At 57.0% G+C, this 26,807-nt stretch carries 16 protein-coding genes; 10 read left to right on the top strand and 6 right to left on the bottom strand.

Features of this window, described 5'->3' with window-relative positions; all coding sequences use genetic code 11:
- Positions 1 to 120 precede the first annotated feature (120 nt).
- From SH139x_RS21650 to SH139x_RS21625, 6 genes are all read left to right on the top strand, one after another.
- On the top strand, positions 121 to 2,922 hold the full coding sequence (locus SH139x_RS21650; RefSeq protein ID WP_488351846.1) for a ThuA domain-containing protein: 2,802 nt from the start codon (positions 121 to 123) through the stop codon (positions 2,920 to 2,922).
- Between the two features lie 71 nt (positions 2,923 to 2,993).
- The gene (locus SH139x_RS21645; RefSeq protein WP_488351845.1) at positions 2,994 to 3,935 is read left to right on the top strand and encodes a sugar phosphate isomerase/epimerase family protein; all 942 of its coding nucleotides are present in this window, start codon (positions 2,994 to 2,996) and stop codon (positions 3,933 to 3,935) included.
- Positions 3,936 to 3,939: 4 nt separating this feature from the next.
- Positions 3,940 to 5,961, top strand: coding sequence for an FG-GAP repeat domain-containing protein (locus SH139x_RS21640; protein WP_488351844.1), 2,022 nt, complete (start codon positions 3,940 to 3,942; stop codon positions 5,959 to 5,961).
- A 6-nt stretch (positions 5,962 to 5,967) separates the two neighbouring features.
- Entirely contained in the window at positions 5,968 to 7,608 is a 1,641-nt protein-coding gene (locus SH139x_RS21635; protein WP_488351843.1) for a sodium:solute symporter family protein, read from the top strand.
- Positions 7,605 to 8,423 (top strand): EcsC family protein, encoded by an 819-nt coding sequence (locus tag SH139x_RS21630; protein WP_488351842.1) that lies wholly within the window; start codon positions 7,605 to 7,607, stop codon positions 8,421 to 8,423. The genes SH139x_RS21635 and SH139x_RS21630 overlap by 4 nt, the downstream gene beginning before the upstream one ends.
- Positions 8,424 to 8,507: 84 nt before the next feature.
- Complete coding sequence (locus SH139x_RS21625; RefSeq protein WP_488351841.1) at positions 8,508 to 9,500, top strand: aldo/keto reductase; 993 nt, start codon at positions 8,508 to 8,510, stop codon at positions 9,498 to 9,500.
- A 40-nt stretch (positions 9,501 to 9,540) separates the two neighbouring features.
- Here SH139x_RS21625 and SH139x_RS21620 read toward each other — a convergent pair whose 3' ends face one another.
- The 4 genes from SH139x_RS21620 to SH139x_RS21605 all read right to left on the bottom strand — a co-directional run bounded on the left by SH139x_RS21620 (position 9,541) and on the right by SH139x_RS21605 (position 16,841).
- Positions 9,541 to 11,835: a glutamine amidotransferase gene (locus tag SH139x_RS21620; protein ID WP_488351840.1), complete on the bottom strand. Its 2,295-nt coding sequence runs from the start codon at positions 11,833 to 11,835 to the stop codon at positions 9,541 to 9,543.
- Positions 11,832 to 14,327: a BatA domain-containing protein gene (locus tag SH139x_RS21615; protein ID WP_488351839.1), complete on the bottom strand. Its 2,496-nt coding sequence runs from the start codon at positions 14,325 to 14,327 to the stop codon at positions 11,832 to 11,834. Before SH139x_RS21615 ends, SH139x_RS21620 begins: the two co-directional genes overlap by 4 nt.
- Positions 14,328 to 14,400: 73 nt before the next feature.
- Complete coding sequence (locus SH139x_RS21610) at positions 14,401 to 15,591, bottom strand: FtsX-like permease family protein (RefSeq protein ID WP_488351838.1); 1,191 nt, start codon at positions 15,589 to 15,591, stop codon at positions 14,401 to 14,403.
- Positions 15,592 to 15,596: 5 nt separating this feature from the next.
- Positions 15,597 to 16,841 (bottom strand): hypothetical protein, encoded by a 1,245-nt coding sequence (locus tag SH139x_RS21605; RefSeq protein ID WP_488351837.1) that lies wholly within the window; start codon positions 16,839 to 16,841, stop codon positions 15,597 to 15,599.
- 204 nt (positions 16,842 to 17,045) lie between these two features.
- Between SH139x_RS21605 and SH139x_RS21600 the strand changes: the two genes are divergently transcribed.
- The gene (locus SH139x_RS21600; RefSeq protein ID WP_488351836.1) at positions 17,046 to 18,167 is read left to right on the top strand and encodes an ATP-binding cassette domain-containing protein; all 1,122 of its coding nucleotides are present in this window, start codon (positions 17,046 to 17,048) and stop codon (positions 18,165 to 18,167) included.
- Positions 18,168 to 18,382: 215 nt separating this feature from the next.
- Entirely contained in the window at positions 18,383 to 22,120 is a 3,738-nt protein-coding gene (locus SH139x_RS21595) for a DUF7133 domain-containing protein (protein WP_488351835.1), read from the top strand.
- A gap of 68 nt (positions 22,121 to 22,188) precedes the next feature.
- Here SH139x_RS21595 and SH139x_RS21590 read toward each other — a convergent pair whose 3' ends face one another.
- Together SH139x_RS21590 and SH139x_RS21585 are read right to left on the bottom strand one after the other, a co-directional pair.
- On the bottom strand, positions 22,189 to 23,277 hold the full coding sequence (locus tag SH139x_RS21590; RefSeq protein WP_488351834.1) for an ABC transporter substrate-binding protein: 1,089 nt from the start codon (positions 23,275 to 23,277) through the stop codon (positions 22,189 to 22,191).
- Positions 23,278 to 23,397: 120 nt separating this feature from the next.
- Entirely contained in the window at positions 23,398 to 24,837 is a 1,440-nt protein-coding gene (locus tag SH139x_RS21585) for a DUF6666 family protein (RefSeq protein WP_488351833.1), read from the bottom strand.
- 124 nt (positions 24,838 to 24,961) lie between these two features.
- Here SH139x_RS21585 and SH139x_RS21580 point away from each other — a divergent pair, with 124 nt between their 5' ends.
- Both SH139x_RS21580 and hisF read left to right on the top strand, forming a co-directional pair.
- Positions 24,962 to 25,894, top strand: coding sequence for a Vgb family protein (locus SH139x_RS21580; RefSeq protein WP_488351832.1), 933 nt, complete (start codon positions 24,962 to 24,964; stop codon positions 25,892 to 25,894).
- Between the two features lie 113 nt (positions 25,895 to 26,007).
- Positions 26,008 to 26,796 carry an imidazole glycerol phosphate synthase subunit HisF gene (gene hisF, locus SH139x_RS21575; protein WP_488351831.1) on the top strand — a complete coding sequence of 263 codons (789 nt, stop codon included), beginning with the start codon at positions 26,008 to 26,010 and terminating at the stop codon, positions 26,794 to 26,796.
- Positions 26,797 to 26,807 lie beyond the last annotated feature (11 nt).

Raw genomic sequence — 26,807 nt, 5'->3', positions numbered from 1 at the left:
ATCCGCCAGCTGTTAAACTGTCTTCGAATCGTCGCAAGCTGCGTACGGCCCGCCAAGACTTGCCCTCACCAGCTCCCAACCCAGTTGCCTCCCCCGCAGCCGGACAGGAAGTACCTCATCATGACCGCACCCCATTCCGCCCCAGTTGCCCGCCAACACGGAATTCCAGCCCGCCGCCTCTTCGGTGGCAGCGGCCGACTTGGTTCGCAATTTCGAACGCCTCGCTTGCTGCTGCTCGTCATCTGTGTTGGCTGCATCATTAATCTGCCAAGCCAGTTGTTGGCGAAACATGTCTTGGTGGTTGTCGGCCCCAGCAATCATCCGCCGGAAACTCACGAAGTTGCCGCGGGCGGTCAATTGATGGCCCACTGTATCAAAACCGCAAAACATGAGGTTGCTTTCCGCGCGACGGTCACCAATCAATGGCCGCAAGACCCAGCTTTGCTTGCTGAAATTGATTCCGTCGTTTTCATTGGCGATCAATTTCCGCCGCATCAAATGCCCAACTCGGCAAAAATCATGGCCGATCTGCAGCAACTGATGGATCGTGGCTGCGGGCTGGTCTGCATTCACTTTGCCACCGGTTTGCGGAACCCCGATGTACCAGCCGACGGCCAGCATCCATTGTTAGATTGGTTGGGCGGGTATTTTGCTAGCCGCTGTGAGCATCATAAATCGACCGCACGAATTTTTCCCGCAGCCGAGATCCAGCCCGTCGCCAACGATCACCCCGTCACGCGCGGCTGGAAAAAGTTCACCATTCATGACGAACCTTACATCGATAATTATTTTGGCCCCGACAACGCGATGTTGAAAGATCGCACCGTGGCGCTGGCAACCAGCATGCTGCCTCCCGAGTCGCCGACTGAGCAGATTGTCAGCTGGGGAATCGAGCGCCCCGACGGCGGCCGCGGTTTCGCCGTCGTGATGCCGCACTATTATCGCAATTGGCAACATGATGATTTGCGAAAGTTAATCATGAATGGCATTTTCTGGACTTCCCAAGTCGAGATCCCGAGCGGCGGGATTGAGACCAGTTTAAGCGATTTTCGCCGCAACCCGCCCCCCTCCCCAGCTTGGCCGGCGGTCGGGAATGTTGACCAAGCGTTACATGATTATTTTGTCGATCAAGTTGAGCAGATTAAACAGCACAGCGATCTCACTCGATTTACTTCGTGGGATCAGTGGCAAGCGACTCAAGCGGAACATCGCGAAGCCCTGGCCGATATGCTCAGCCTTCGCCCGGAACCCCCACGCGGCGACCTGCAGGCGACCATTGTTGGTCAGGTCCAGCGAGATGGGGTGATCGTGGAACGACTGCATTACCAAGCTTCGCCGGGCCTGTACGTGGCGGCCAATTTGTATCGACCAAGCGAACAAGAACAACCATTGCCGGCGGTCTTATATGTTTGCGGCCACAGCAATCAACAAGAAACGATCAATGGTCGTAAAGTCGTCTATGGTAATAAAACAGGGTATCAACGGCACGGCGAATGGCTTGCCCGCCACGGTTATGTGTGCCTGATGATTGATACCATTCAGTGGGGCGAATTTCTCGGCCAGCACTGGGGAACTTATCGAGACAATCGCTGGGATTGGCTCTCTCTGGGTTACACCCCAGCCGGTGTGGAAACTTGGAATGGTATTCGCGGACTCGATTATCTGGAGACTCGCCCCGAGGTTGACCCCGAAAAAATTGCCGTTACCGGTCGGAGCGGTGGTGGTGCATACAGTTGGTTCATAGCGGCTTTGGACCAACGCGTCAAAGTCGCCATCCCCGTTGCCGGGATCACCGATCTGGAAAACTATGTGATTGATGGTTGCGTCAGCGGACATTGCGATTGCATGTTTATGGTGAATTACCACCGTTGGGATTATCCGCAGTTAGCCGCCATGATTGCTCCTCGGCCGCTGCTGCTGGCCAATTCAGATCGCGATTCCATCTTCCCGCTCTCCGGAGTCGCGCGCACGCTGCAGCAAATTCAACATATCTACCAGCTTGCCGATGCGGAGGAGAACTTGGGCAGCTGGATTACGCCGGGCGTTCACAAAGATACTTATGAGTTGCAAGTTGGTGCGTTTCGGTGGTTGGATTTGCACTTGAAGGATCTCGATCGTCCGATTGCTGAACCGCCCGTGGAAAGATTCGAGCGAGCGGAGCTGAAAGTCTTTGCTGAGCTACCAGGTGATCAGCGAGTGACCACTGCCGATCAAGTATTTCGCGAGCACCTGGAACGTTTTCAACAACCGGCCGAGCTGACTGGAGCGGCCGGCCGAAAACACGTGATCGAGCAGCTCCGCGAGCGGAGTTTTGCCGGTTGGCCTTCGCCAACGTCTGAACTAAACCCCGTCCGGATCTGGCAAAATGGTGCCAAAATCGCTCCCGCAGAACTATGGGAATTCTCAGTGCAACCGCATGTGCGACTGCGAGCCATTGTGCAACTGCCGCCGACTTGGGCAACGAAAAAACCGACGACACCATTTCAGTTACACATCGCCGATGAAGAGGCTTGGCAACAACTCAGCCGACAGGCGATCGATCATCTTTTGGAACCAGTGGATCGTTTGCGGGTGACGATCATTCCCCGCGGCCTGGGCCCAAACCGTTGGTCGGGAACACCGACCGAGCAAATCCATATTCGCCGACGTTTTAATTTGCTCGGCCAAACTGTTGCCGGCATGCAAGCCTTTGATATCACGCAAGCGGTGCGATTTATGAACACTTTGGCCGATCAACAACGGTTTACAATTACGGCCGCACCAAGCTTGGCAACCGTCACCATTTACGCCGCCGCCGTGGCTGATGAACCTTGGCAACTAGTCAACGTCCGCTTGGCGGATGACTATCTGACCGAGTTCCCGTTGTTGGGGGCAGCCAGCATTGCCGGCTTGGATGCGCTGCTGCGCACGTTGGAACAGTAAGCAAGCTGCGGGAAAGCTGGCGTGCTGGCTCCCGCAATAAGATATTTTTTGACCACTTTTGGGAGATTCTGATGGCGGAAATCGAAAACCTAGCCCCGCTCGATCGACGCCACTTCGGTGGCATCTCGGCGGCGGCCATCGCGGCGGTGCTGTCCAGCAAATATGTCGCGCAAGCCCACCCGCTGGTGAGCGAGCCGTTTGCTTTCAAATATATTCTTGCCTCTTGTATGTACGGCTACGCGGAAGTCGGCACCATTCTTCCCGAAGTATCAAAGACGGGAGCAACGGCCATTGATATTTGGCCCCGCGTGCATGGCGATCAACGTGAACAATTGACGGAGATGGGGGAAGAAGCCTTTGCCCAATTATTGCAGCAGCATAACGTTCAACTTGGTTGTCTGACTCAGTACAAATTGGGACCCTTTGGGTTGCGGGACGAAATACCATTGGCAGCCCGCTTTGGTTGTCAAACCATCGTCACCGGCGCACGCGGCCCTAAAGGTTTGCGAGGGAGTGAACTGAAGGCCGCGGTTGCCGATTTCGTCGAACAAATGAAGCCACATTTGGAGCTGGCCGAAGCGCATGACGTCACGATTGCCATCGAGAATCACGGCAACAATCTGATTGATTCGCCAGACTCGTTGCGGTACCTCGTCGAGTTGCGACCCAGCTCACACTTGGCGGTGGCCTTTGCCCCTTATCACTTGCCGCAAGACGAAGCATTGCTGGCAAAACTGATTGGCGATTTGGGGGCTGGTATTGTGATGTTTTATGCTTGGCAGCATGGCAACGGCTGCATGCGAGCTCAGCCGAAAGAGCAAGAGTTACTGCAGATGCCTGGACGTGGACCACTCGATTTCGCTCCCCTGGTCGAAGCACTGCGAACAATTAAATATCAAGGTTGGACTGAGATCTTCATGCACCCCTATCCTCGTGGCTTACCAATCATGGAGAGCACAGAGGAAGTCACCGCGGAAATCAATCGGTCTCGCAAGTATCTAGCACAGGTTTAATCTCATGAGCTGGCTGACACTCATCTTCCCCGCACGACTGCTGCGATTACTGACGGGGATGTTCCTGCTGTGTGGATTTGGCTTGGCGAGCGAAATTCGCGCGAACGATTTGGCGCCGCTGCGATATAACAATCCGGGGCTGACGGTTGATTTAGGCGTGGGGCTTTGGGCCTGGCCGCTCCCCTGGGATGTTGATGGCGACGGCGACTTTGATTTACTGATTTCGTGTCCCGATAAACCATCCAATGGTGTTTGGTATTTCGAGAACACCGACGGAGACACGGCGGTAAATCCAATGCCGGTATTTGCTTCGGCAAAGCGGCTGAGCGGCACAGTCCACTATGTGATGCCCAGTTATGTCAACGGAGAGATGCGCGTGTTATCTCCTGGGTTGGAATATCAAAACTTTACTCAGACTGGTTTGCAGGAAAAAACAAAGTTGCCGCTGGCGGCTAATTTTTACAAACCACGCTGGGAGACTAATAAGGGGCCCCGCGTTCGCCACAATCAATGGCGTTACGTCGATTTTGATGGTGACGGGGTGTTGGATTTAGTCGTGGCCGTGGAGGACTGGAGCGAGTACGGCTGGGATGATGCTTGGAATGCCGCCGGGGAGTGGATGCGGGGGCCATTGCATGGGTTCGTGTTTGTAATGATTAATCAAGGCACCAACGACGAACCCCAGTACGCTGATCCGCTGGAGCTGACCGCGGGTGACCAGCCGTTGGATGTCTATGGTTGTCCGTCACCGAACTTTGTCGATTTTGATCACGACGGAGATCTTGATTTGTTGTGTGGCGAATTCATTGATGGGTTCAGCTACTTTGAAAACATTGGCACTCGACAGGAACCGCGGTACGCTCCGGCCCGCCGAGTGCTCGATAGCACTGGCGAACCTCTGAGCATGCATTTGCAAATGATCGTGCCGGTCGCTTTCGATTGGGATCGTGACGGCGAAACCGACCTGATCGTGGGTGACGAAGATGGTCGCGTGGCATTTGTGAAGAACACCGGCCAGCTCGGCCCGACTGGTGTGCCAATTTTTGAACCACCAAAGTACTTTCAACAGCAGGCGGACGAATTGAAGTGCGGTGCTTTGGCGACACCATGGGCGGTCGACTGGGATGCCGATGGGGATTTGGATTTACTCTCCGGCAATACCGCCGGAACCATTGAGTTTTTTGAGAACTTGAGTGGTCCGGGAGTGGAGTTCCCGCGTTGGAACTCGCCCGTGCCGTTGCAAGTGGACGGGCAAACGTTTCGCGTGCTGGCGGGTGCCAATGGCAGCATCCAGGGGCCTGCCGAAGCCAAGTGGGGATATACCACGATCTGCGCCGCGGATTGGAATCACGACGGTTTACCCGATGTGTTGTTTAATTCCATTTGGGGAAAGGTGCTGTGGCTGGAGAACGTGGGCACACCGCGTGAAGCCAAGCTGCTGGCCCCGCAACCGATCGAAGTCCAGTGGTCCGAGGAGACTCCCAAGCCCGCCTGGACATGGTGGCAACCTGAGGGGAAATCGCTAGTCACGCAGTGGCGGACGACTCCGGTGGTCGTTGATTGGAATGCCGATGGTTTGAACGATTTAGTGATGCTGGACCAGGAAGGTTTCTTAGCTTTTTTTCAGCGCGAAAAGCATGATGGTAAGTTGCATTTGCAGGAGCCGCGCAGAGTCTTTCGTGCTGAAGGTTCCACGACGCCGCTGCAACTCAATAGCCGTGCGGCGGGTGGCAGTGGACGTCGCAAGCTGTGCGTCACGGATTGGGATGGTGATGGAAAAATTGATTTCTTGGTCAACTCCGTCAACGCGAACTGGCTGCGGCAAACAGAGGAGGCAGCGGGCTACTGGACGTTGGCCGATGAAGGGCCAATTGTCAGCAAGAATATTCAAGGTCATACCACCAGCCCTTGCGTGGTCGATTTCAATGGTGATGGGATCGACGATTTCATCGGCGGAGCTGAAGATGGCCGCTTTTACTACTTGCGTAACCTCCGTGGCGACGGCCAGCCCACTCCGGCTCGCTAAGGCATTATGAACAACTATTTTACTTGGCTCGATTGGCTGGTTCTTGTTGCCTATTTCGCCGCCATCATGGGATTGGGCATTGGATTTCATCGCCGGAATCGGTCGAGCGAGGATTTTACCGTCGGTGGTCGCGCTCTATCGGGCTGGTTGTGTGGGCTTTCGATTTTTGCCACTTATTTGAGTAGTATTAGTTATCTCGCACTGCCTGGCTCGTCCTTTGTCAGCAACTGGAACGCGTTTGTTTTTTCATTGACCTTGCCGGTCGCGGCCTGGATAGCGACCGTTTGGTTTTTGCCTTATTACCGTCGCACGCAGGAGATCTCTGCTTATGCGATGTTGGAACGTCGCTTTGGCCCCTGGGCGCGGATTTTCGCCAGCGAATTCTACCTGCTTTATCAGATTGCCCGCATGGGTGTGGTAATGTATCTGATGGCGTTGCCAATGACCGTGATCTTTGGCTGGGATATCCGTTTGGTGATTCTCGCCACGGGTGTGGTTGTTACGGTATACGCTTTCGTCGGCGGCATCATTGCCGTGATTTGGGCCGACGCGATTCAAGCAGTGGTGTTGATGATCGGCGCGATCGTTGCCTTGGGTGTTATTTTGTGGGGAGTTCCTAGTGGTTTGAGCGGTGTGTTGGAGCTGGGGACTGCCAATCAGAAATTTTCCTGGGGAGAGACTAAGTTATGGGAATTTTCTGAAAAAACAGTTTGGGTAATGTTCGCTTACGGGGTGATGGAAAACATCAAGAACTTCGGTATCGATCAAAGTTATATCCAACGCTATATCGCCTCGCGGGATGATCGCGAAGCTCGCCGCAGCGTCTGGCTCGGTGGCTTGTTATACATTCCGGTCAGCGGGTTGTTCTTTTTTATTGGCAGCTCGTTGTTCGCGTTTTATGAGTCCCGGCCGGCAGAGCTCACTGAGGTCCGGCAGATTGTCGCTCGTCAACAATTGATGCAAGCTGGCACACCTCCCCAGTATGCAATGCAGTCCTCCGGTGAACTGCGTTTGACGGCTGCCTATGCTAGCCAAGTGGCGGAGAGAGCTGAAAAGTTGCCCCCCGAAGCGATCGGGGACCGCGTCTTTCCTCATTTCATTGCCGCTCATTTGCCAATGGGAATGACCGGGTTGTTGGTGGCGGCTATTTTTGCGGCGGCGATGAGTACGGTTTCCACCTCATTGAACTCATCGGCAACCTTGATCATGAGCGATTTTCGCCGTTTTATCCGCCCCGAGGCCAATGATCGTAACCTGATGCGCTGCTTGTACGGAGCAACCGTGGTGTGGGGGATTGCTGGAACCGTCATGGCACTCGCCTTGGTACCGCTCACCGAAAATGTGTTAACTATTTGGTGGACGCTATCGAGCGTGCTGGGAGCGGGAATTGTGGGCTTGTTTTTGCTGGGCTTAATCTCCCGCCGCGCGACCAGTTTCGACGCGCAGATTGCTTTTGCGTTGGGGATGCTGGTGGTCGGCTGGATGGCAGCCTCGCAAACGGATTATTGGCCGAGCGACTGGTCGGCTTGGCAAAGCCCTTTCCACAGTTATTTGGTGATTGTTGTCGGGCCGGCCACAATTTTGGGAACGGGCATTGCCCTAGCACTTCGCCATGACGCACCCACACAGCGAACAGAAAACCCATGAGTAAAGATTTAATTCGCAGTGATCTGCCGCAGGAAGCGATCGATGAATTACGAGAAGCCAAGCGAACGTTAGAACATCACGGTTTGGCGGACCGATTGACCGAATTGATTGGGGCACCGATCACGGCATCCCTAAAAATGCTGCCCGACGTTGCTGAAGATTCGCTCAAGATGGCAGTCAACAAGTCACTGCAGGTGGCTTTGACCACGGCCGTCAAAAGTTTGGGCGAACAAACCAGCAAAGGCCAACCGCGATTGTTCAGCAACCGGCTGCTGGCTGGTTTGTCTGGAGCCGCCGGTGGCGCGTTCGGGCTTTCCGCAGTGGCTCTCGAGTTACCCGTATCGACTGTGTTGATCTTACGCAGCATCGCCGATATCGCTCGCAGCCAGGGGGAGGATTTAAGCGCCATCGAAACACGCCTGGCTTGCCTGGAAGTGTTTGCCATCGACGGCGGCAAGCAGGGTCGTATCGACGATAGTACCGAGGTGGGTTATTTCGCCGTCCGCGCCGCGCTCTCCAAGCAAGTCGCGGATGCTTCGCAGTATGTGTTGAAGCACGGAGTGCGGGACACTGCAGCCCCGCCGCTGGTCAAGTTCTTAGGGAAAATTGCGAACCGTTTCGGCGTAGTGGTCAGCGAAAAATTGGCCGCTCAAGCGATTCCCGTCGTCGGCGCCGTCGGCGGGGCGTTGATTAACAGCTATTTTATTGACCATTATCAAAACCTGGCCCGCGCTCATTTCACGGTGCGAAGGCTAGAACGCGAGTACGGCAGCGCCACAGTCCGTCGAATTTACGAGGATTCCTTTGCCCCCTAAAGTATTTTCAAGTCGCGCGGCAATCATAAGGAAAAACCTTATGAATTATTAGAATTTACCTTACGATTATGAAGTGCCAATTGTATGCCCACAACTGAATTGCAGACGCTCCAGCTTGCCGATGGTGCTGAGTTTCCAACGTTGGGATTGGGAACTTGGAAAATTCCCCAGCAGATCGTTCCGGAAACGATCGTCGAGGCGGTCCGCTTGGGGTATCGCCATTTCGATTGCGCGTGCGATTACGGAAATGAGCCTCAAGTGGGCGCCGGTTTGACTGCGGCAATCGAGCGGGGTGAATGTCAACGCGATGACTTGTGGGTGACATCGAAATTATGGAACACTTATCACGAGCCGCAGCAGGTGCGTGCCGCCTGTGAACGTTCGCTGGCCGATTTGCAATTGGATGTGCTCGATCTGTATTTGATTCACTTTCCGATTGCCTTAGCCTTCGTCCCCTTCGAAGAGCGTTACCCGCCGGAGTGGTTTTTTGATCCTCAGGCTGCCAAGCCGGCGATGAAACCGATCAAAGTTCCCTACGCGGAGACTTGGGGAGCGATGGAGGAATTGGTGCAAGCCGGATTAGTCAAACGCATTGGAGTTTGTAATCTTAACGTATCCATGTTGCGGGAGGTATTGAGTTACTGCACGATCCGTCCGGCCGTGCATCAGGTGGAAATGCATCCGTATCTACAACAGGCTCGCTTAAAGCGTTACTGTGACGAGGAGCAAATTGCGGTCACGGCGTTCTCGCCACTCGGTGCCGATTCATATATTCCTTTGGGGATGGCGGGAGCGGATGAGCGGGTGTTAGCAGAGCCGGTGCTGACCGCGATCGCCGCCGCGCGAGGGAAGACAGCAGCACAGATTACTTTGCGATGGGCGATCCAGCGTGGCACGGTGGCTATTCCCAAATCTCAAAGCCCGCAACACTTGGCGGAGAATCTGGCAATTTATGATTTTGAGCTGAGCGACGAGGAGATGCGACGCGTTGATAGTCTGGAACGCGGGCGTCGGTTCAATGATCCCGCCGAATTTGGAGAGCGGGTGTTTAATACCTTTTTTCCGATTTTCGATTAGGGGTCGATCCGCAAACCGTTAGCGGTTTTGGTGCTAGCCACTACGCCAATCCCCAAGCGCGGCGGCAGTACCATTCGGCTGATAGTAGCCCGAGCATTACCAGCATGAGCAACCAACCGCTGAGGGGATCATCACCAAGGCGGTTCTTCTCGACGATAGGCAGTTCGCCTTGGCGACGAAGTTGGCGAGCGGCATCCAGCAAGGCGTCCACTTCGTCCGGTCGAAACGCACGCCCACCGGCATCCGCGGTGATTTGTGCCAACTGTTCGAGGCGACTAATTTCGGCCAGCGGACGACTGAGTTCGGCATCGATATCGACCACTTGGAAAACCACCTCGGCCGGTTCAATTTGTCCCTGCGCTTGCCCAGCCGCAGACTCCGCCGGGGCGACTCGCAGGCGATAGAGACCACCGGGGAGGTCGGGCAGTTGGCCACGGACTAACGGCTGGCCACTTTGCTCTCCCGCTTCGCTTACTTGTTCCAGAGCAATGGGTTTCCGTTGACCAGCTTCATCGATCACTTCGGCTGCAAACTCGTCGGGGACCGTGTCGGTAGCCAACGACTGGACACCGGCCGTAAAGGCGGAAGGCGATTCACGCTCGAAGCGCCGCGATTCCATTTTGATCCAGACAGCATCAGCCGTCGGGGCGTCACGGGCCAGCAACCAGAGCAGCGTTTGACGCCAGAAACGGCGGTGAGCCTCGCTGCGTCCTTGCATCCACCATTGCCATGTGGTGTCGCCCGCAAAAGCTGCCACGCGTCCGGCACCGTACTCGCCAACCACCAACAGGGGCTCGCCAGCCGTTGACTCCAGCAAGACCTCAACCGTCGGACTGATCTTGGCACCGACGAAGCGGTTGGCGCCCAACAGGGGCTTTAGTTGTTGCCATAGTTCCAGGTTATTGCCACTGTTGGATAATTGCGTAATCGGGTGGGGGCGTCGCACGCGGACCTCCACGGGGCCTGGCAACATCACGTCGGCGGGAGGGTCGGTGCCGACAGCCACGCGGCGCTGAGGGTCCAACTGCAGGGGCAACACGCGAGAGAGTGGTGAACTGGCGTAACCGCCGACATCGAACGTGTGGAGTCCGCCGAGCATTAACAGTCCGGCTCCCATTTCGACGGCGCGGGCAATCTCACGAAGATTTTCGTTACCCAACGCGGCCGCATCTAAATCGCCAATGATGAATACGTCAAATCGTCCAGGTGTGATCGCATCGCCCAAGTCGACCGGCCATTTGCGTCGCGAGCCGCTGTCGATCCAGCGGTATTGCAAGGCCAGATCGGGAGAAGCGTTAATCGCTCGGCGGAGGAACTTTTGTTCAAACCGCGGTTGTCCTTCGAGGTAGAAGATGCGTCCCCCTCCGGCGCGAACATCGAGGAAAGCAATCTGTGAATTGTTGTCAGTTAGCGTTTCTCCGGGCTGGGGTTCGGCGCGAAGTTCAAGCCGATAGCTGCCCGGTTCGGGGGCTGTTAATTCCAAATCGATCGGCAAGGTTTCCTCCGCCGAGTTGGCCAGCAGGACGCGCGACGCGACCTCCTCGCGTTGGCCCTCGTCGTTGATCAACGTGACGCTAATCGGAATGTCACGTCCGACCATCCCACGAGCCCGCACCGCCGCCGAGATGCGAAACAGATTTTTGGAAAAGACACGATACTCTTCAGCCAATTGTTCAACCGCCAAGTCGCGTGATTGGCCACCATCCACGCGCGGCCCAATGGGGACCGTCCAGAGGGGAACATCGAGTGACTGCAGCGTGCGGGCAACCGCTCCCGGGTTGCTGGCGTTGACGGTGGATGTGCCATCACCGAGTAAGATCACACCCGCCAGCGGCTGCCCCGCGGCACCCGCCAGTGAAGCTCGCAGGGCGGCAGCCAAATCAGTCCGCCTGGCGGTGGGAGGTTGTGCCAAAATCGACTCAACTTGGTCGCTTGCCAACGGTTCGGCTTCAGCCCCGTAGCGGTAGTACTGAAGTTCCAGTTCGCTATCGATGTCGGCCAGTGCGGGGAGCAGTTGGCGGACGACTTCAACCTCTGTTTGCCAACGTGAATCGCCCCCTTCCGCCGGTAACGTCATGCTCCGTGAGTGGTCAATCAGGACTGCCAGATTCGCCTTTGCCGGACGCACGTCGGTCCGCACCCATGCGGGGCGCAGCAGCGCCAAAGCCAAGCAACCGAGCGCGGCCAACCGCAACCCCAGCAGCCACCGACGTCGCGACGGCGAAAGCTCGCGGCCAGCCGGACGGATTGCCAACAGCAAGCCACCGGTCAGTAAGACCAACGCCACCACAAACAGGCTGGAGTTGAAAATCGGTTCGAGGATGAGCGAATTCATGCGGCTGCCGAGCTCGTTCCAGCTAGTTTCGAGCCGGACGCTTTGGCCGTTGAATCATCGCCGCCGGGGTAAAAGCGATTGGCCAGCAACTGTTCCAAAATAAACAGCACCATCACGACCAACATGACCATCGCATACAGCGGGCGGCCGTCGCTCGATTCCCCTTCAGCCAGCTGAATCTCATCGCGATCACGCACCAATTGGTACTGGTCGAGACCGAACAGGAGATCCAGATTCTCAGCATCGGTGCGTGCCAGTCGGGTTGCCCGCTCGGGCAGATTCGCGCTGAATCCAGCCAGCTCCCCCTGGGCACCGCGAAGCCAATAATTTCCCACCTGACGCGCTATGCCGGGCACCAAGACTTGCTCGTTGGCATCCAGCGGCGCTGGGGGTTGATCGGGGGCGAACAATTGCCATCGAGCCGATTGCTCGGCCTCCAAGCGAATTGCCACCGGTTCTCCCGCGGTTACGTTCAACGCCAAATTCGCGCCACCTGTTAAGTCCTCGAAAATCTCTTGCACCAACGCCACATAGACAAACCAAGCGTTCGTTAATGACAGCGCTAGCAGGTCGTTCCAATTATCCGCCGGACTGACCAGCGCCGGCAGGGGAGTTGTCAGCACCATCACGCGGCCGTTCTCTAAGTTGCGATCGCCCAAGGCGAGATGTTCGGTACCAGCAAACCGTGCCAGCTCGGCAAACGAATCGGGCTCGTTCAATTGCCAATAATGGTAAACCCGAAAAGCGTTCCAAGGCGTGCTGGGATCGGCAGCCAACGCGGCCAAGGAAGGATGGCCGGGGCGCATCACCTGAGTAAACGTGCCCGGTTCCGGCACTCGCCAAACCCTCTGCGGGTTACCCAACAGCGGCCAATCCACCATCGGTTGTCCCGAGGTGGAAACTTGATCGCTCCAGTTGGGCGCCAGGTTCGGTCCCATGGCGACAAACAGATGCCCACCTTTCCGCACCCAACTATCAACTCGTTCCCGAATCAATAACGGCGGTAGACTGGGGTTGAAAAAACCAACCGCCGCGTATGAGTCAAGCTGGGTATCGCGGAGCATACTGGTCGCTCCCAGCTCAATCTCATACTCGCGTCGCGGATCGTCGATGCCATAAGGGTTGAGCACCCGAGACATGATTTCGCGTTCTTGCTCATCATCGGCGATCAGCAATACACGTTTGGGCGGATTCACTTGGAGCGTAAAAAACCGCACGTTGTCGCGCATCAACGGGTCCGCTTCGAGTAGTTCCACCATCCCGTGATGCGTTCCCAAAGGCAATGGCGGCAGCGTCAGATCGAGTTGAATCGGCGAGTTCCCACGCGGCACCACCGTCTGCCGATCGACCGTGCGGAGCTGCGGGAAAGCGGTCTCTCCATCGCGTTGGACCGGTAAGCCGGGCTCTTGATCAAAGAGCCGTAGGCGGACCGTCAGGCTGCCAGCTGGCGCCGTTTGTGAGTTCTCTTGTTGCTGATCTCCCGCTTGCTGGTTTGGGGCAGCAAATCCCAGTTGTTCAGTCTTGACCTCGATCGTCAAGTTCGTTGGCACATCCACCGCGGGCGTGATGTCAGCGAGCTCGGGCTGGCCAAGGTAATAATTTCGGTAAGTGTCTGAACCCACATCGACGACTTGAATCGAGACTTCAGGTTCGCTGGAAACGAGCGCCGTCAAACGACCCGCCAGCGATTCTTCGGACCCGGGCTCCCAGCTCGTCTCCGAAAGGTCGGTGAAGATAAACAGCGTCCGCCGCGGCAACTCGCTGGTTTGCAGCAAACGGATCGCGGCCTCGATGCGTTCGATCAGCGGGCGGGTCGTGGCTAGCGGTTGGAGCATGTTTAATCCTTTCTGTACCGCGGCCGCATCAAGGGCAAAGGTTGCCGGCCGGGTGCTGCGGTCGACTAAGGCAAAACGGCTTTGCTGGGGATAGCGTCCCAGTACCCAGGTGGCCATCTCGCCAGCGGTATCCAATCGCGATTCTTCGCCCACCGGCTGGTAACCTAAAGTGGGACTGTTGTCGATCAAGATCGCCACCGCTGCCGGTGCGGTGGTCGAAGCCACAGGCCGTGGACCACTGGCCGCCATCGCCACCGCCAAACCCCCGGCCCCCAGCAACATCAACAACGCCACCACGGCCAACCCCCAACGCAACGCCAGCGATCGATCGGCAACACTTGCCCAAATCGCGATCGCACCGATCACCAACCCCAACGCGGCAATCGCCGTGATACCCAACCACTGGCCGACCGTGGCGCGATGGACTTCGGGTTGAGCCAATGCTAACGCTAAGATTAGCAGCAAGAAAATTCGCAGCGCCAGCAAAGCCCAGCGGCGAAGTTGTATTTGTCGCCGATGGGTCTCCAGCCGCTGTGTCAAAAAACGAATCGCCGGAAAGGTAACGCGACGCGGTTCACGACGCCCCCATAAGTGCAGCACCAAAGGAATGGCGGCTGCCAAACCTCCGAGCAACAATGTGGCGTTCAGAAAATTCATCGTGTAATCCCTATCGTGCCATCCTTAATGCCAATCCTGTCTGCTTGCATTCCCTTTCATGACTCTTCATCACTCAAAATAAGCTGGCCGGTTCCGCTTTGGTTAGTTTTCGCAAAGCGATGAAACCGGCAACCAAACACATCAACGCGGTCAAACCGGCCACGATCACCGCCCGTGGCAAGTCCATGGCGATCGGTATCGCCGCCACGCGACTGGTGACGACATACAAGATTTGCGAAACCACCAAAGCCGGCAGGAATGCGGCTCCCGCGACCAACAGCGCTTGCCGCAACAGCACGCCGCACAGGTAACGGTTGGAATAACCAATGGCCTTGAGTGTGGCATACTCGGCTAAATTCGCCAGCACCTCAGCGGCCAACACCATGTAGCAAATAACGCTCCCCACCACGACGGCCAAAAACACTCCCATCAAAAAGATTAGACCGATGGGAGTCTCAAAATACCAACGGTCGATTTCTCGTTTGAGCACTTCCTGCCGCTGTAGGACCACCAGATTGCCTAAGCCCAGCGACGCCAATCGCGATTCAATGGCTTGGCTGGCCGCTTGCGGGTCGACCCCCGGCTGCAATTGGATCAATAGCATGGATGTTCGTTCCGCCTGTCGCCCAAAGCTCAGGCGACGAAAGCCGGCCCGGCTGGTGACCATCGCACCGGCGGCGGCCAGGCCGGTTCCCAGCTTAAACGTTTCCACAATCCGCACCCGCTGGTCATTGCACTCGGCGACGGTCCAAATATGCTCGCGTCCAAACCGCTGCGCGGATCCTGGTGCCGCTAGTTGAGGCACAAACTCGATATCACTTTCACGATCGACCAGCACGAATTCGTCGCTGGTAAGTCGCGCTATTTTGCCTGCCAGTTCGTCGGTCACGACCGCCGGAGCTTCGGGGTCAATGCCCAGCACGGCGATCGCCCGCGTCTCTTTTGTCTCCGGGTTCCTCCAAGCGGCTAGCATCGTATCGAGCGGTCGCACCTCGGCCACTTCGCCCATGCCCCGCAGCGGCAAGGCAACCGATTGGTCGATTGAACTTGGTTCGAACAAGTGTAGATAGTCGGGCGAACGGACAACCAAATCCATGGCTGGCATCTCTTGGTAGACGACAGTCGCCGTGTCCCCCACCGCGCCGAGGAAACCGAGTTGCATGAACATCAACACGACCGCCAACATCACGCCACCGATCGAGACAATCGTGCGGGCAAAATTGTGGGTTAGGTTCTTCGTCGCCAGCGGAGTCCGTCGCAGCATCAAGCCTACTCTTTCACGCGAATTGCGACGTCGACTTGGGAATTGACCAATTGAGCCGCCTGGCGAACATCCGCCGCATCGACCTCGATCACCACGACGGCAGCACGATAATCAACCAGCTGCCGGGGATCGGGACTGGGCAGACGCGGCGAGCCGGCCACCCGGCTGATCGATTCGACTTTGCCCTTTAGCGTGCTGTCTCCCAAACCTCCCCCGCTGATCGATGCCAGAGAACCGACTTCGATGCTGGACAACAAAGCCAGCGGGACCTCGGCCAAACAGACCATGTTGTCGAGATCGGCGATCCGCATAATCGGCCGGCCGCTGGTCGGTTCACCCGGATCCATATCGATTGCCAACACGGTGCCGGCAATCGGGCTGACCAGGGAAGTCGCTTCCAGTTGCTGTTCCAACAATTCAACTTTTCGCTTTAGCGATTTAACGGGAGTCGCCTGCTTGGCCGCATCGATGTTGAGCTGGGCGGCTTTCGTCTCTTTCTCGGCAACCTCCAGCAGCAAACGAGCAGCTTGCACCGCCGCTTCCGCCTCCAAGCGAGCCGATTCAAGTTCTGCCTCGGCAGCTTGAGCGACCAGTTCCTGTTGCCGGACGGCGGTCTGTCCAACCAGCCTGCGGGAATCGGGTTCGGCAGCCGCTCGCCGCATTTGCGTTAGTTTATCGGCCGCGATCGCAGCCTTTTCCTTTAGCAATTCCAGTTCCCCGCCGGGAGCTTGGGCGCGAGCCAAGGCGGCTTCGGTCTCTCGCAGCTGCAATTCTTTAGTTCGCACGCCCACGCTGGCAACAGCCAATTCCGCTTCGGTGGCGGCTAATTGAGCGTCGAGTTTGGCGATTCCTTCGGCGAGTTCAATCTTAGCCACCTCCAGCTCCGATTCGCGGAGAGCTCTCCCCGCCAATAACCCCACCGGCTGTCCCTTCTCGACCAGCTGTCCCTCCTCGACATCAATCCGTTCGATGCGATCCCCCGGTGCAACCACGATCGGAATCACGCCGCCCGAGGGGACGAGTTGCCCCTGGGCAAACACGATCTGTTCAAAACTGGCTTGCAAATCGGCTTGAGACTGGGTCAAACCGGCCGGTTCCAGCGGACTGCCAGGTTGCGGGCGACAGCCAGTGAAACCAGTCAAGCCGATGATGCCAATGAGCCCAATCGCCCAAGTTAACCGTCGGGCGATCGCGCGTCCGCCCGGATCGCCCGTGAAGCCGCCGGGCGAGGTGCCAAGTCGTGGGCGCACAGTTCGTGGCCGCACAGGTCGTGGGCAACTGGCTGGTCGGCGAACGGGCGGAAAGCCGGGACCGGGCTGCGAAAATCGTGGGGTTGACCTGGTATTCATAAAAGGAATTGTATCGGGTTACAATTTGCAAGGGAAACCCAGCACGCGCTCGTTCGGGTTTCAATCATCCATTTCTGTTCCACCTGCTTTGGCCAATACGCTCAGATGCTCGCCACGCACTATGACCCGGAAGGCCACCGCAAGGAGTTTGCTTTGGAGGTGGCCAAGGTTTCCCACTTCTATGGCGAGGGGGAAGCCCGCAAGCAGGTCTTATTTGACAATGATTTGCTTGTACGTCCAGGCGAGATTGTGATCATTCGTGGTTCGAGTGGTTCGGGAAAGACAACCTTGCTGACGTTGATGGGGACGTTGCGTCGTGTTCAGCATGGTGCGTTGAAGCTGCTGGGTGAGCCATTGGAGACAGCGGATCCCGGGCAATTGGTCGCATTACGTCGTCAAATTGGCTTTATTTTTCAAGCCCACAACCTGTTCGGCTCACTGACCGCCCAGGAAAATGTCCGCATGGCTCTGGAACTGCAACGCGATGGGAGCACGCGGAACGAACAAAATCATCGCTGTGAGGAAATGCTTCGCGCAGTCGGCATGGGGGAACGCATTCACTATAAACCTAAGGGTCTTTCGGGGGGGCAGAAGCAGCGTGTGGCCGTGGCTCGCGGTCTCGTGCATCACCCGCGCGTGGTGCTGGCGGATGAACCGACGGCCGCTCTGGATGCGGAATCGGGCCAACAGGTAGTCGGATTGTTCCAGAAATTAGCTCGCGAATCCAAGGTCGCCGTGGTGATCGTCACCCACGATGATCGAATCTCGCACGCCGCCGACCGGATCGTCAAAGTCGATCTCGGGCGGATTGTTCGCGACACGCGGCTGAGCGAGGCGGCGCGGATTGGCGAGATGCTCTCACGCTGCTCCGTCTTCGACGGCGTCACGATCCGCACGCTCACCGACGTGGCTGAGGTGATGTTGGCGGAGGCGTTCCCCGCCGGCACGCGAGTGATCCGCCAAGGCGACGTGGGAGACCGGTTTTATTTGATCCGGGACGGGCAAGTCAAAGTGCACGTCGATGGCAAAACGGAAGCGTTAGCGACTCTCGGTCCGGGAGAGTTCTTCGGCGAAGCGGCTCTAATCACCGGCAATCCCCGCAACGCGCACGTCGACGCGACCACCGACTTGGTGCTCTATTCGCTCGACAAAGCGGCTTTCCAACGAGCCATGTCGGAGAGAGCCACGCTGGATGAAGAAGTCCGCAACACGGTCTTCAATCGTTAAAACGACGCAGTTTCCGGCTGCCGCAGCGAGGGAGCAGCCGCAGGTGAGGAATCTCCAGATCTGGCCGCCAGTTCGCCCATTGGTGGTGCTTTGAAGTTGTTCTGGCGGTCAGTTATAATTGCAGGTCCCGCCTGCGGAGGGGGCTTTCTTCATCCGCTCCCGCTCCGAGCTTTCATTTCCCACCTGTTAACATTGCAATGTGCGTGGAATCAATCATGCCAAAACCGCCAGGGTTCCTGCTGACTTTGTTAGCCGTCACACTCCTGCTCGCAAATTATTCGACGGTCGCCGCGGACGATGAACCGCTCGAATTTCGCCAACACCAACGAATCGCCTTGGTGGGTAACTCGTTAGCCGAGCGAATGAACCTGTTCGGTAACTTTGAGACGATTCTGCATCGCCAACTGGCCGAGCAAGAAATTGTCTTTCGTAACTTTGGTTGGCCTGCTGACGAAGTCGGCATTCAACAGCGGCCCGGCAATTACACCGCGATCGACGACCCTCTGAAAGTCTTCGCTCCCGATTTGTTCATTTGCTTTTTTGGATTTAACGAATCATTTGCCGGCACCGGCGCTGCGCAATTGGAGGGATTCAAGAACAACTATCAGCAGTGGATTGAAAAGAAGAAAACAGAGTTCAAAAAGAACGGCAACCGGCAACCAGGTTTCATTTTGGTCAGCCCGATCGCTTTTGAGGCTTCGGGCAATCCGCTGCAGCCCAGCGGTGAGGAAGAGAACCGGCGGCTGCGCGTCTACGCCGGGGTTATCCGTCAACTCGCCGAACAACTCGGCTATCACTACGTCGACGTGTTCGAGCCGTCGTTGCAAGCCTTTGCGGCCGAACCTGGTCTGCAATACACCATCAACGGTTTTAACCTCAACGAAGCGGGGGATCGTTTCTTGAGCCAGCAATTGGCCGACCAGTTGTTGGGCGTTGAGCAGTCAATCGATTTTGAAGATCCGCAATTTGAGCGTCTCCGCGCCGCCGTGAATGACAAATCCTGGCTGCATTTGCAAGATTATCGCATGCTCAATGGTTGGTATGTTTACGGTGGGCGGCGAACTTGGGATACGGAGACATTTCCCCGCGAATATCGCAAAATTCGTAACATGGTCAGCGTGCGAGATCAATATGTTTGGGATCTTGCGGCGGGTCGCGAAGTAGCCAGCGAACCGGATGATTCGCAAACCGGTGAAGTGTTTATTCCCGAGACCATGTTTGGCACGCGTGGCGAAGGGTTTCGTCGTGGCCGCGAGCCCGAAACGTTGGAATATCCGACGCCGGCTGAATCGATCGCTCAAATGACGGTTCCCGAAGGCTTTGAGGTGCAAGCGTTCGCCTCGGAAAAGGACTTTCCCGAGCTGGCTAACCCGACTCAAATTGCTTTTGATAACAGGGGCCGCCTGTGGGTCTCCTGTATGGTGACTTATCCCCAGTGGTTGCCGGGGACTGCGAAACCCACCGATCGGTTGTTGATCTTTGAAGATACCAACCAAGATGGCAAAGCGGATGTGTGTAAAACCTTTTATGATAAATTGGTTTGCCCCACAGGTTTCGAGTTTTATAACGGCGGTGTGTTGGTCGTCGATGAGCCCCGGATTCTGTTCTTGAAAGATACCGACGGCGATGATGTTGCCGACGAAGTAACGCAAGTGCTCGATGGTATCGGCACCGATGACACCCACCACGCAATGGGCGCCTGGGAATTTTCTCATGGTGGTTTGTTGCACATGCTGGAGGGAATCGCCATGTCGACCACTCTGGAAACTCCCTATGGTCCATTTCGCGTGGCTGGCCCCTCGGGCTCTTACGTGTGGGATCCGTTGACCCTGCGGATGCGACATTTTCGCACGCCCGCCTATGGCAATCCCTGGTGTTTGGTCTTCGACCAATGGGGCAACGGGATCATTGGTGACGGCACCGGCGCCAATCACCACTGGGCCAGTCCCCTCTCGGGGGCCGATGTCAATTCCCGCAAGACCCTGCGAACCATCTTTAACAATGAAGGGATGCGCCCGGCGGTGGGGAATGACTTTCTCACATCGCGACATTTTCCCGAAGAGATTCACGATCATTTTGTCTACGGGTGCGTGATCAATATGCATGGCTTTCCTCGCTTTACCATCCGTGATGAGGAGGATGGCGCGGGGTTAACTGGAGAACGGATTGAAGACTTGCTCTCCAGTACCGATATGTTCTTCCGTCCTGTGGATCCCAAAATTGGCCCTGACGGTGCGCTCTGGTTTGGTGATTGGTGTAATGCGCTGATTGGCCACATGCAATATTCGCAGAGGGATCCAAATCGGGATCAGGAGCATGGCCGCATTTATCGCTTGGTGTATAAGCATCGTGACCTGTTGACGCCGCGAATTCAGTTCGAGCAACCGCTTGTCGAACTATTAGATCAATTGTTGGCTTACGAGCCGCGGACTCGCTACCGGGCGCGGCGTGAATTGACCAGTCGCGATGCCGACGCGGTGCTGGCGGCGGTGGAAAAGTGGATTGATGGTGTGCAGGATCCGCGTCACCTCTGTGAAGCTCTCTGGGTTCAAGAGAGTTTCCGGCAGTTGGATCCGGAGTTGGTGGACCGACTGTTGGCCAGCGATGAATATCGGGCTCGCGCCGCGACCATCCATGCGGTGTCCAACGAATATGATCGTCAACCACGGGCCCTTGATTGGCTGACCGCTGCGATCGAGGATCCCCATCCGCGGGTGCGGGTGGAAGCACTGCGAGGGCTCAGTTTCTTGAACTCCGTCAAAGCGGCTGAAATTGCTTTGTTGGCCAAGCTGCAGCCGACCGATTACTGGATTGATTACACCTTTGAGCACACCTTGCAAGCGTTGGAACCAGCGTTGCAGCAAGCCGAGCAGGCTGGCACATTCCTGGCTGCCGCACCGGATGCCGTCAAACAGGCTTACCTCGATTACAAGTATTCATCGGGGCCGGGCAAGGCCGTTTATAAACCGCTCCGCGCGGTCACCAACGTCGATCTTCCGCAACCGCAGCGGCAACAAGCACTTGACGAATTGGTCGCTGCACGCGGTGGCAACGCCGATCGCGGTCGCGATGTCTTCAACCGAGTCTGCGCGGCTTGTCACCAAGTCGGCGATTTGGGCAAAGCATTCGGGCCGAACCTGACCGACATTTCCAAACGTATGACGCGGCACGAATTAGTCGAGTCGATCGTCTGGCCGAATGAAAAGATATCTAAGGGCTACGAGACGATCGCCGTGATTACCGATGATGGACGCAGCTTGACCGGATTCGTGTTGAAAGAAGATGAAGAGACGATCTCGCTGGGGATTGCCAATGGCAAAGTCGAAGAGGTGGAGAAGGTTGCCATTGAAGTTCGCAAAGAGATGCGCGCCAGCTCCATGCCGGAAGGCTTGACCGACACGATCGCTCCCATCGAATTCTTGGACTTAATTCGGTTTTTGGCCGGTGATTGGATCGACACGGCGCGGCCCGAAGTCGGCGAGCTGCGAACCCGCGAAGGCTGGGAGGAGATCTCGCGAGATGCCAAGTTGCAGATTGGCGATGATTATCCCGAGCAATGGAATGGCCAAGCTGCTTACCTGCTGTCGGCCGTCGCTCCGGGGAACCGAGATTTTGCTTTTCATTCCAGCGAAAGCACCACCGAACCGCCGGCAATTAAAATTCGCTTGGCCGCACCGAGCCAATTGCGGCACATTTGGATTCAAAACCGGGTCAACCCCCAGTTTCGTTCGCGAGCCGACGGGTTGACGATGTGGGTATCGAGCGACGGAAACGCCTGGACCAAAGTCTGGACCGCTGAGAAACCTCAGGCCGAATACGACGTTTCGCTGCCCGCCGGTCCACCAGTGTTGATGGTCAAGATCGGCATGGAGCGTCGAGCCACGCTGCACCTCAACCAAGTCGTGTTGTACGGCGAGCAAGTGGCCGACGAGAAAGCGGCCGACGACAAATAACGGACCAAGTAGCGACGCTAGCCCGCTAAGGCTGATTCCGCTGTGTTTAGTGACTTATGTGGAGCTGCTTAGTTTGCCTCTTGCAGGAATTCGTTGGTAAAGCAATCGGCCGCTTTGACTTTGGCGGAGTCGACCAGTTTGAGCTCCGTCATTTGCTGGACCAATTCGTCCCAGCGACTTTGTTGCATCGTCCCGACTTGTTCGACGGTAAAGCCTTCGGGTAGGGCCAGTTTGGTCAGCCCTTCGGCGCCGAACTCCAGCGTTTCGGCCGTCATGCCATGTTCGTTGGCGGCCAGAATCGCTTCATTCCCCTTGGCGGGATCGGTCAGGTATTGTTGCCAACCGAGCTGACTGGCACGCACCACGGTGCGGACCAGTTCGGGTTGTTCGCGGATCATTTGACCGGTTGTCACCAACACGCTGCTGTAGGGATTCCAGCCCAATTCGGAAACCATCAAGGTGCGAACTTCGACACCCTGTTGTTGAGCCAGCAGTGGTTCGGCAAACGAGTAGGCTTGAATCGCCGTTTTGGGGTCGCTGACCAAGGCCGCCACCGAACCGGCGTAGGGGACTTGTTGGACCCCTTCGAGTAATCCTTTGCTCTCCAGGAAAGCCAGGAAGGGGCGGCCCGCTTGGCGTTGCAAAATCATGCCGGGCAAATCGGCGAAGGAGTTCACGCCCGAATCGGACCGCACCAAAATGCAGCGAGGGTGGTTTTGCATGGCAGCCAAGACGGCCACCGCGTCGACACCTTCTTGGCGAAACAAGACGACATCATCGGCGTTGGCAAAGGCAAACTGGACACGCCCGGCCGCCAATTCGGGAGCGATCCGCGTCCCCTGGCCACCGGGGCGAATGGTCACGTCCAGGCCAAGATCTCGATACAGCCCGGCGGCTTTGGCGGAGTAGACGCCACCATGTTCCGATTCGGGAAACCAGTTCAATTGAATGAGCACCGGGGTGCTGTCGAGCTTCGCTTCGGCGACAGTTCGCCTGGCGTCATTGCAGCCGTTCAAGCAGACGAGCAACAGCGTCGCGGCAAGGAGGTGCAGAGCGATTCTAGGCGAGATAGCTGGGGGGAAGAACTGCGGTTTTGATGACAAACTGGCTAGCATCTCAAACACCCAATAGTACCGCGAAAGTTCTGACGAGGTCATCGCACGCGCGATCTGTGGCTGACCGTGATAAAACGAAAGCACCGCGGAACGCACAGGGGCGTTCCGCGGTAGCCGTACGCATTGTACCGTTCTGGCCAGTGCCAGAGGAGCCGCGAAAGCCTACTGTCGGTCAATCAGGAACGAGCCGTTGTCAGCTACCGAGAACATCGGACGATCGTATTTGGAGCGAGCTCCCGTACCGCAGGGATACCAGACAAAGCCCATGCCGATATTCCAAGTCTCTTCTTGATTGTCGATCTGACCACCGGAAAAATCTGGGTTTAAGTACGTGAATCCGCTTCGCATGCTCAAACCATCAATGATCGGTAGCTCTAGGCTCATCCCCAACAACCCATCTTCGTCGTTGGTGAAGCCCGCAAACATGTCAAACATCCCGCCTTGGCTGAAGTGCCGGCGGTAGAAAAATCGGTGTTGGTCGAGCGGCTCGAAAGCAATCTGGACGAGACCCGCCGGGGTGCCTGGAAAGCGAATAACTCCATCGGAGACATCATCTTGCAAGGCGGTCATGAACCCGTAACCGAACTCATTGCAGGGGTCCATCATCCAGCTTAGCTGACCTCGCAATTGCAGCACGTCCACCTCGTAATACCAATCGTCGTGCAGGTAATCGACTACGACGCCACCTTGCAAACCATAATCGACGCGGCGAAACAATCCTCCAGTCAAGAATACTTGTCGCCGGTTGTCGTGGGTAAACTCAGCCCCCGAGGCGTTGGTTTGCGTGGCCCGCAACCCAAACTGCATGGAGACCGCATTCCCAAACAGATGCATCGGACGGGCGAAATTAAAGCCCTGCTGCAAACCAAAACTGGCTGTTCCGTCGCGGTTTTCCGCCACCCCGCCCACCGCCGGTGCGCCCGGCCCGGCAAAGCTCGGCGGACCGGAAAAGGCGTTTACGCCGGCAAAGAATTCAAACTGGCTCCAGTTAATCCGCAGCATTGGCAGGATCAAGGGAGAAAACTGTACCTGTTGGAAGCCAGGGCCACACAGGCTGTCACACCCACCATCGCAGCCACCAGCACAGCCGCCGCCGAACAGCGGCCCGCTGTCACAACCGATCGGGCCAGCACAGGCGTTGCAGCCGCTGCACAGACCGGCGCCTTGGCAGCATGATGTGCATCCCGACTCGAGACCACAGCCAAACTCGGCCCCGCAACCGGGCTCGAATCCGCAAGCCGCCTCAATTATCGGCGATCCGTGGACCATTTCGGGTGGTGCTTCCATAATTACTTCGTTGTGAGCCGCTTGCGCTAGCAAGGACTTGCGTTTCGACTTACCATTGGAGCGGTTTACGGCGCCCACGGAGTCGTGATTGTTTGTATGCTGGGTGCTCGCGACGCGAAATGTCTTGCGTTGCACCGGGCGAGCGTGGCTGGTTTCAATCCGCCGGTCTTCGGTCGTCTGACGTCGGGAGGCCGAGTCGGCTGTTTGCCCGTTTGCCGACTGGGGAAGCCCGGTCAGCGCCAAGGCGGTGAGGATACCAAAGTAGGAAATCCTACGGAGCACGCTGGTCTTCTGATGTTTTGTATGAATGTCCATATCCGAGTCGAACCGCTGAAACGGGGAGGGGCGGCATGTGCAAAAACGTGGGCACATCTACCGTTCTTTTTCGGCCGGTATAATCGGTAACATGAGAAAATCTTGCGCAATCGATACAGGCGGCATGATCGGAACCTTTTTTCAAACCGGCGAGCGTGAAATGGGAAGTTTGGGGCAAATGGGCATGCGAATCGGCTGTTTGAAATTCCTTTGCTTGGCCTGCGGCCTGTCGCTGCAGCCAATGACTGCCTTCTCCCAAGAACCGGCTCAAGTGGCTGAAGCTGCCGAAATGCAGTACCCAATCAGTTTGGCGATCGCGCCCGACGGGAGTTTGGTCGTCGTCGACCTAGATCTGCCGGGCGTTTGGCGACTGCCGGCCGCCGGGGGCGTTCCCGAACTGATCGTGCGGGGAGCGACCCGTTTTCGCCAGCCGCTGAATCGGCCCCGCTGCGTGGCCGTGCAGCCAGATGGCAGGATTTTCATTGGCGATACCGCCACTCGCGAAATTTACGTCTTGGCGGCCGACGGCAGCGGCGACCCGCAGCCCTTGACGGCGGGCTTTCTCGGCGTGCCCAACAGCCTCGCTCTGGATGCCGAAGGCAACTTGTTCATCGCCGACTTGGAGAGCCGTTTCGTTTATCGCGTCGCTGCCAGTGGCGGACAACCGGAGCTGTACGCCAAGACCAACGCGCGTGGTTTGCACATCGGTCCAAGTGGCCAATTGTGGGCTGTCACTCCGACCGCTACCCCGTTGGTGAAACTGAAAGCGGATCAGCCTCCTGAGGTGGTTGTGGGAGAACGTAAGTTTGAATTTCCCCACAACGTTGTCGTTTTGCCGGACGGCTCGGCGTTGGTCAGTGATGGCTATGCGAAAACCATTTGGCGCGTCGATCCCAGCGGAGCGGTTGAGAGTTGGCTGGCGGGCGAACCGTTGCAAAACCCCGTCGGCTTGGCGTTGCACGAAGGCCAGTTGTTCATTGCCGACCCGCACGCCAAACAGATTTTCCGCGTCTCGCTGGAGAGCAAGCAGGTCGAGCCACTTGTTCAGGCGAAGTAGTTCAATTCGCTGCTGGTCTGGCTCTAGTCGTTGCCACGCAACTGATGAAGTCGTCGATTTGGGCGGCTTTTTCCACTCACTTTCTGACACTCACTTTTGTCTACTGTCGCCCCATGCTTGCCAAACGTGTGATTCCCTGCCTGGATGTCGATCGAGGACGCGTGGTTAAAGGGACCAATTTCGTCAATTTGCGTGACGCTGGCGATCCGGTCGAGGTCGCCCGGCGATATGAAGCGGAGGGGGCCGACGAATTGGTCTTCCTCGATATCTGTGCTTCGCATGAAGAGCGGGAGATCATCATCGATGTGGTGCGGCGGACGGCAGAGCAAGTCTTCATGCCGTTGACCGTGGGGGGGGGAGTGCGCGACATTGAAGATGTGCGGGCTCTGCTGCAAGCTGGCAGCGATAAAGTTTCCATCAATTCGGCCGCGGTCCGCGATCCTCAGTTTATTCGCCGCGCGGCCGAGCGGTTTGGCTCGCAGTGCATCGTGGTCAACATCGACCCCAAGCGAGTGCAACGTGACGGTCGTGAGGTTTGGGAGGTTTTTGTCAATGGAGGCCGCAAACCGACGGGGCTCGAGGCGGTTGCTTGGGCCCAAGAAGTGGAAAGTTTGGGTGCGGGGGAAATCGTTCTGACTAGCATGGATGCAGATGGCACGTGTGACGGCTACGACTTGCCAGTCACGCGAGCTGTATCCGAGGCCGTTTCGATACCAGTTGTCGCCAGTGGGGGGGCGGGTGGTCCAGAACACATGATCGCGGCAATTCTGGCTGGTAAGGCCGATGCCGTGCTGGCGGCAAGCATTTTTCACTTCGGGCAATATACAATAGCTGAAACGAAGCAGGCCTTGGCCGACGCCGGGATCCCGGTACGGCTAACGCCGACGCCAACTGCTTCGTAACGGCGACGACT

Source organism: Kothea flammea, from assembly GCF_052161645.1.
Lineage (GTDB): Bacteria > Planctomycetota > Planctomycetia > Pirellulales > Pirellulaceae > Laterigemmans.
Note: the sequence above shows the minus strand (reverse complement) of the source record. Positions and strands in the feature narration are given on the sequence as shown.

Bases quoted from the DNA above. Each gene is read 5' to 3' on its own strand.
- SH139x_RS21650 (WP_488351846.1), top strand. From the start codon at position 121: ATGACCGCACCCCATTCCGCCCCAGTTGCCCGCCAACACGGAATTCCA.
- SH139x_RS21645 (WP_488351845.1), top strand. From the start codon at position 2,994: ATGGCGGAAATCGAAAACCTAGCCCCGCTCGATCGACGCCACTTCGGT.
- SH139x_RS21640 (WP_488351844.1), top strand. From the start codon at position 3,940: ATGAGCTGGCTGACACTCATCTTCCCCGCACGACTGCTGCGATTACTG.
- SH139x_RS21635 (WP_488351843.1), top strand. From the start codon at position 5,968: ATGAACAACTATTTTACTTGGCTCGATTGGCTGGTTCTTGTTGCCTAT.
- SH139x_RS21630 (WP_488351842.1), top strand. From the start codon at position 7,605: ATGAGTAAAGATTTAATTCGCAGTGATCTGCCGCAGGAAGCGATCGAT.
- SH139x_RS21625 (WP_488351841.1), top strand. From the start codon at position 8,508: ATGCCCACAACTGAATTGCAGACGCTCCAGCTTGCCGATGGTGCTGAG.
- SH139x_RS21620 (WP_488351840.1), bottom strand. From the start codon at position 11,835: ATGAATTCGCTCATCCTCGAACCGATTTTCAACTCCAGCCTGTTTGTG.
- SH139x_RS21615 (WP_488351839.1), bottom strand. From the start codon at position 14,327: ATGAATTTTCTGAACGCCACATTGTTGCTCGGAGGTTTGGCAGCCGCC.
- SH139x_RS21610 (WP_488351838.1), bottom strand. From the start codon at position 15,591: ATGCTGCGACGGACTCCGCTGGCGACGAAGAACCTAACCCACAATTTT.
- SH139x_RS21600 (WP_488351836.1), top strand. From the start codon at position 17,046: ATGCTCGCCACGCACTATGACCCGGAAGGCCACCGCAAGGAGTTTGCT.
- SH139x_RS21595 (WP_488351835.1), top strand. From the start codon at position 18,383: ATGCCAAAACCGCCAGGGTTCCTGCTGACTTTGTTAGCCGTCACACTC.
- SH139x_RS21590 (WP_488351834.1), bottom strand. From the start codon at position 23,277: ATGACCTCGTCAGAACTTTCGCGGTACTATTGGGTGTTTGAGATGCTA.
- SH139x_RS21585 (WP_488351833.1), bottom strand. From the start codon at position 24,837: ATGGACATTCATACAAAACATCAGAAGACCAGCGTGCTCCGTAGGATT.
- SH139x_RS21580 (WP_488351832.1), top strand. From the start codon at position 24,962: ATGATCGGAACCTTTTTTCAAACCGGCGAGCGTGAAATGGGAAGTTTG.
- hisF (WP_488351831.1), top strand. From the start codon at position 26,008: ATGCTTGCCAAACGTGTGATTCCCTGCCTGGATGTCGATCGAGGACGC.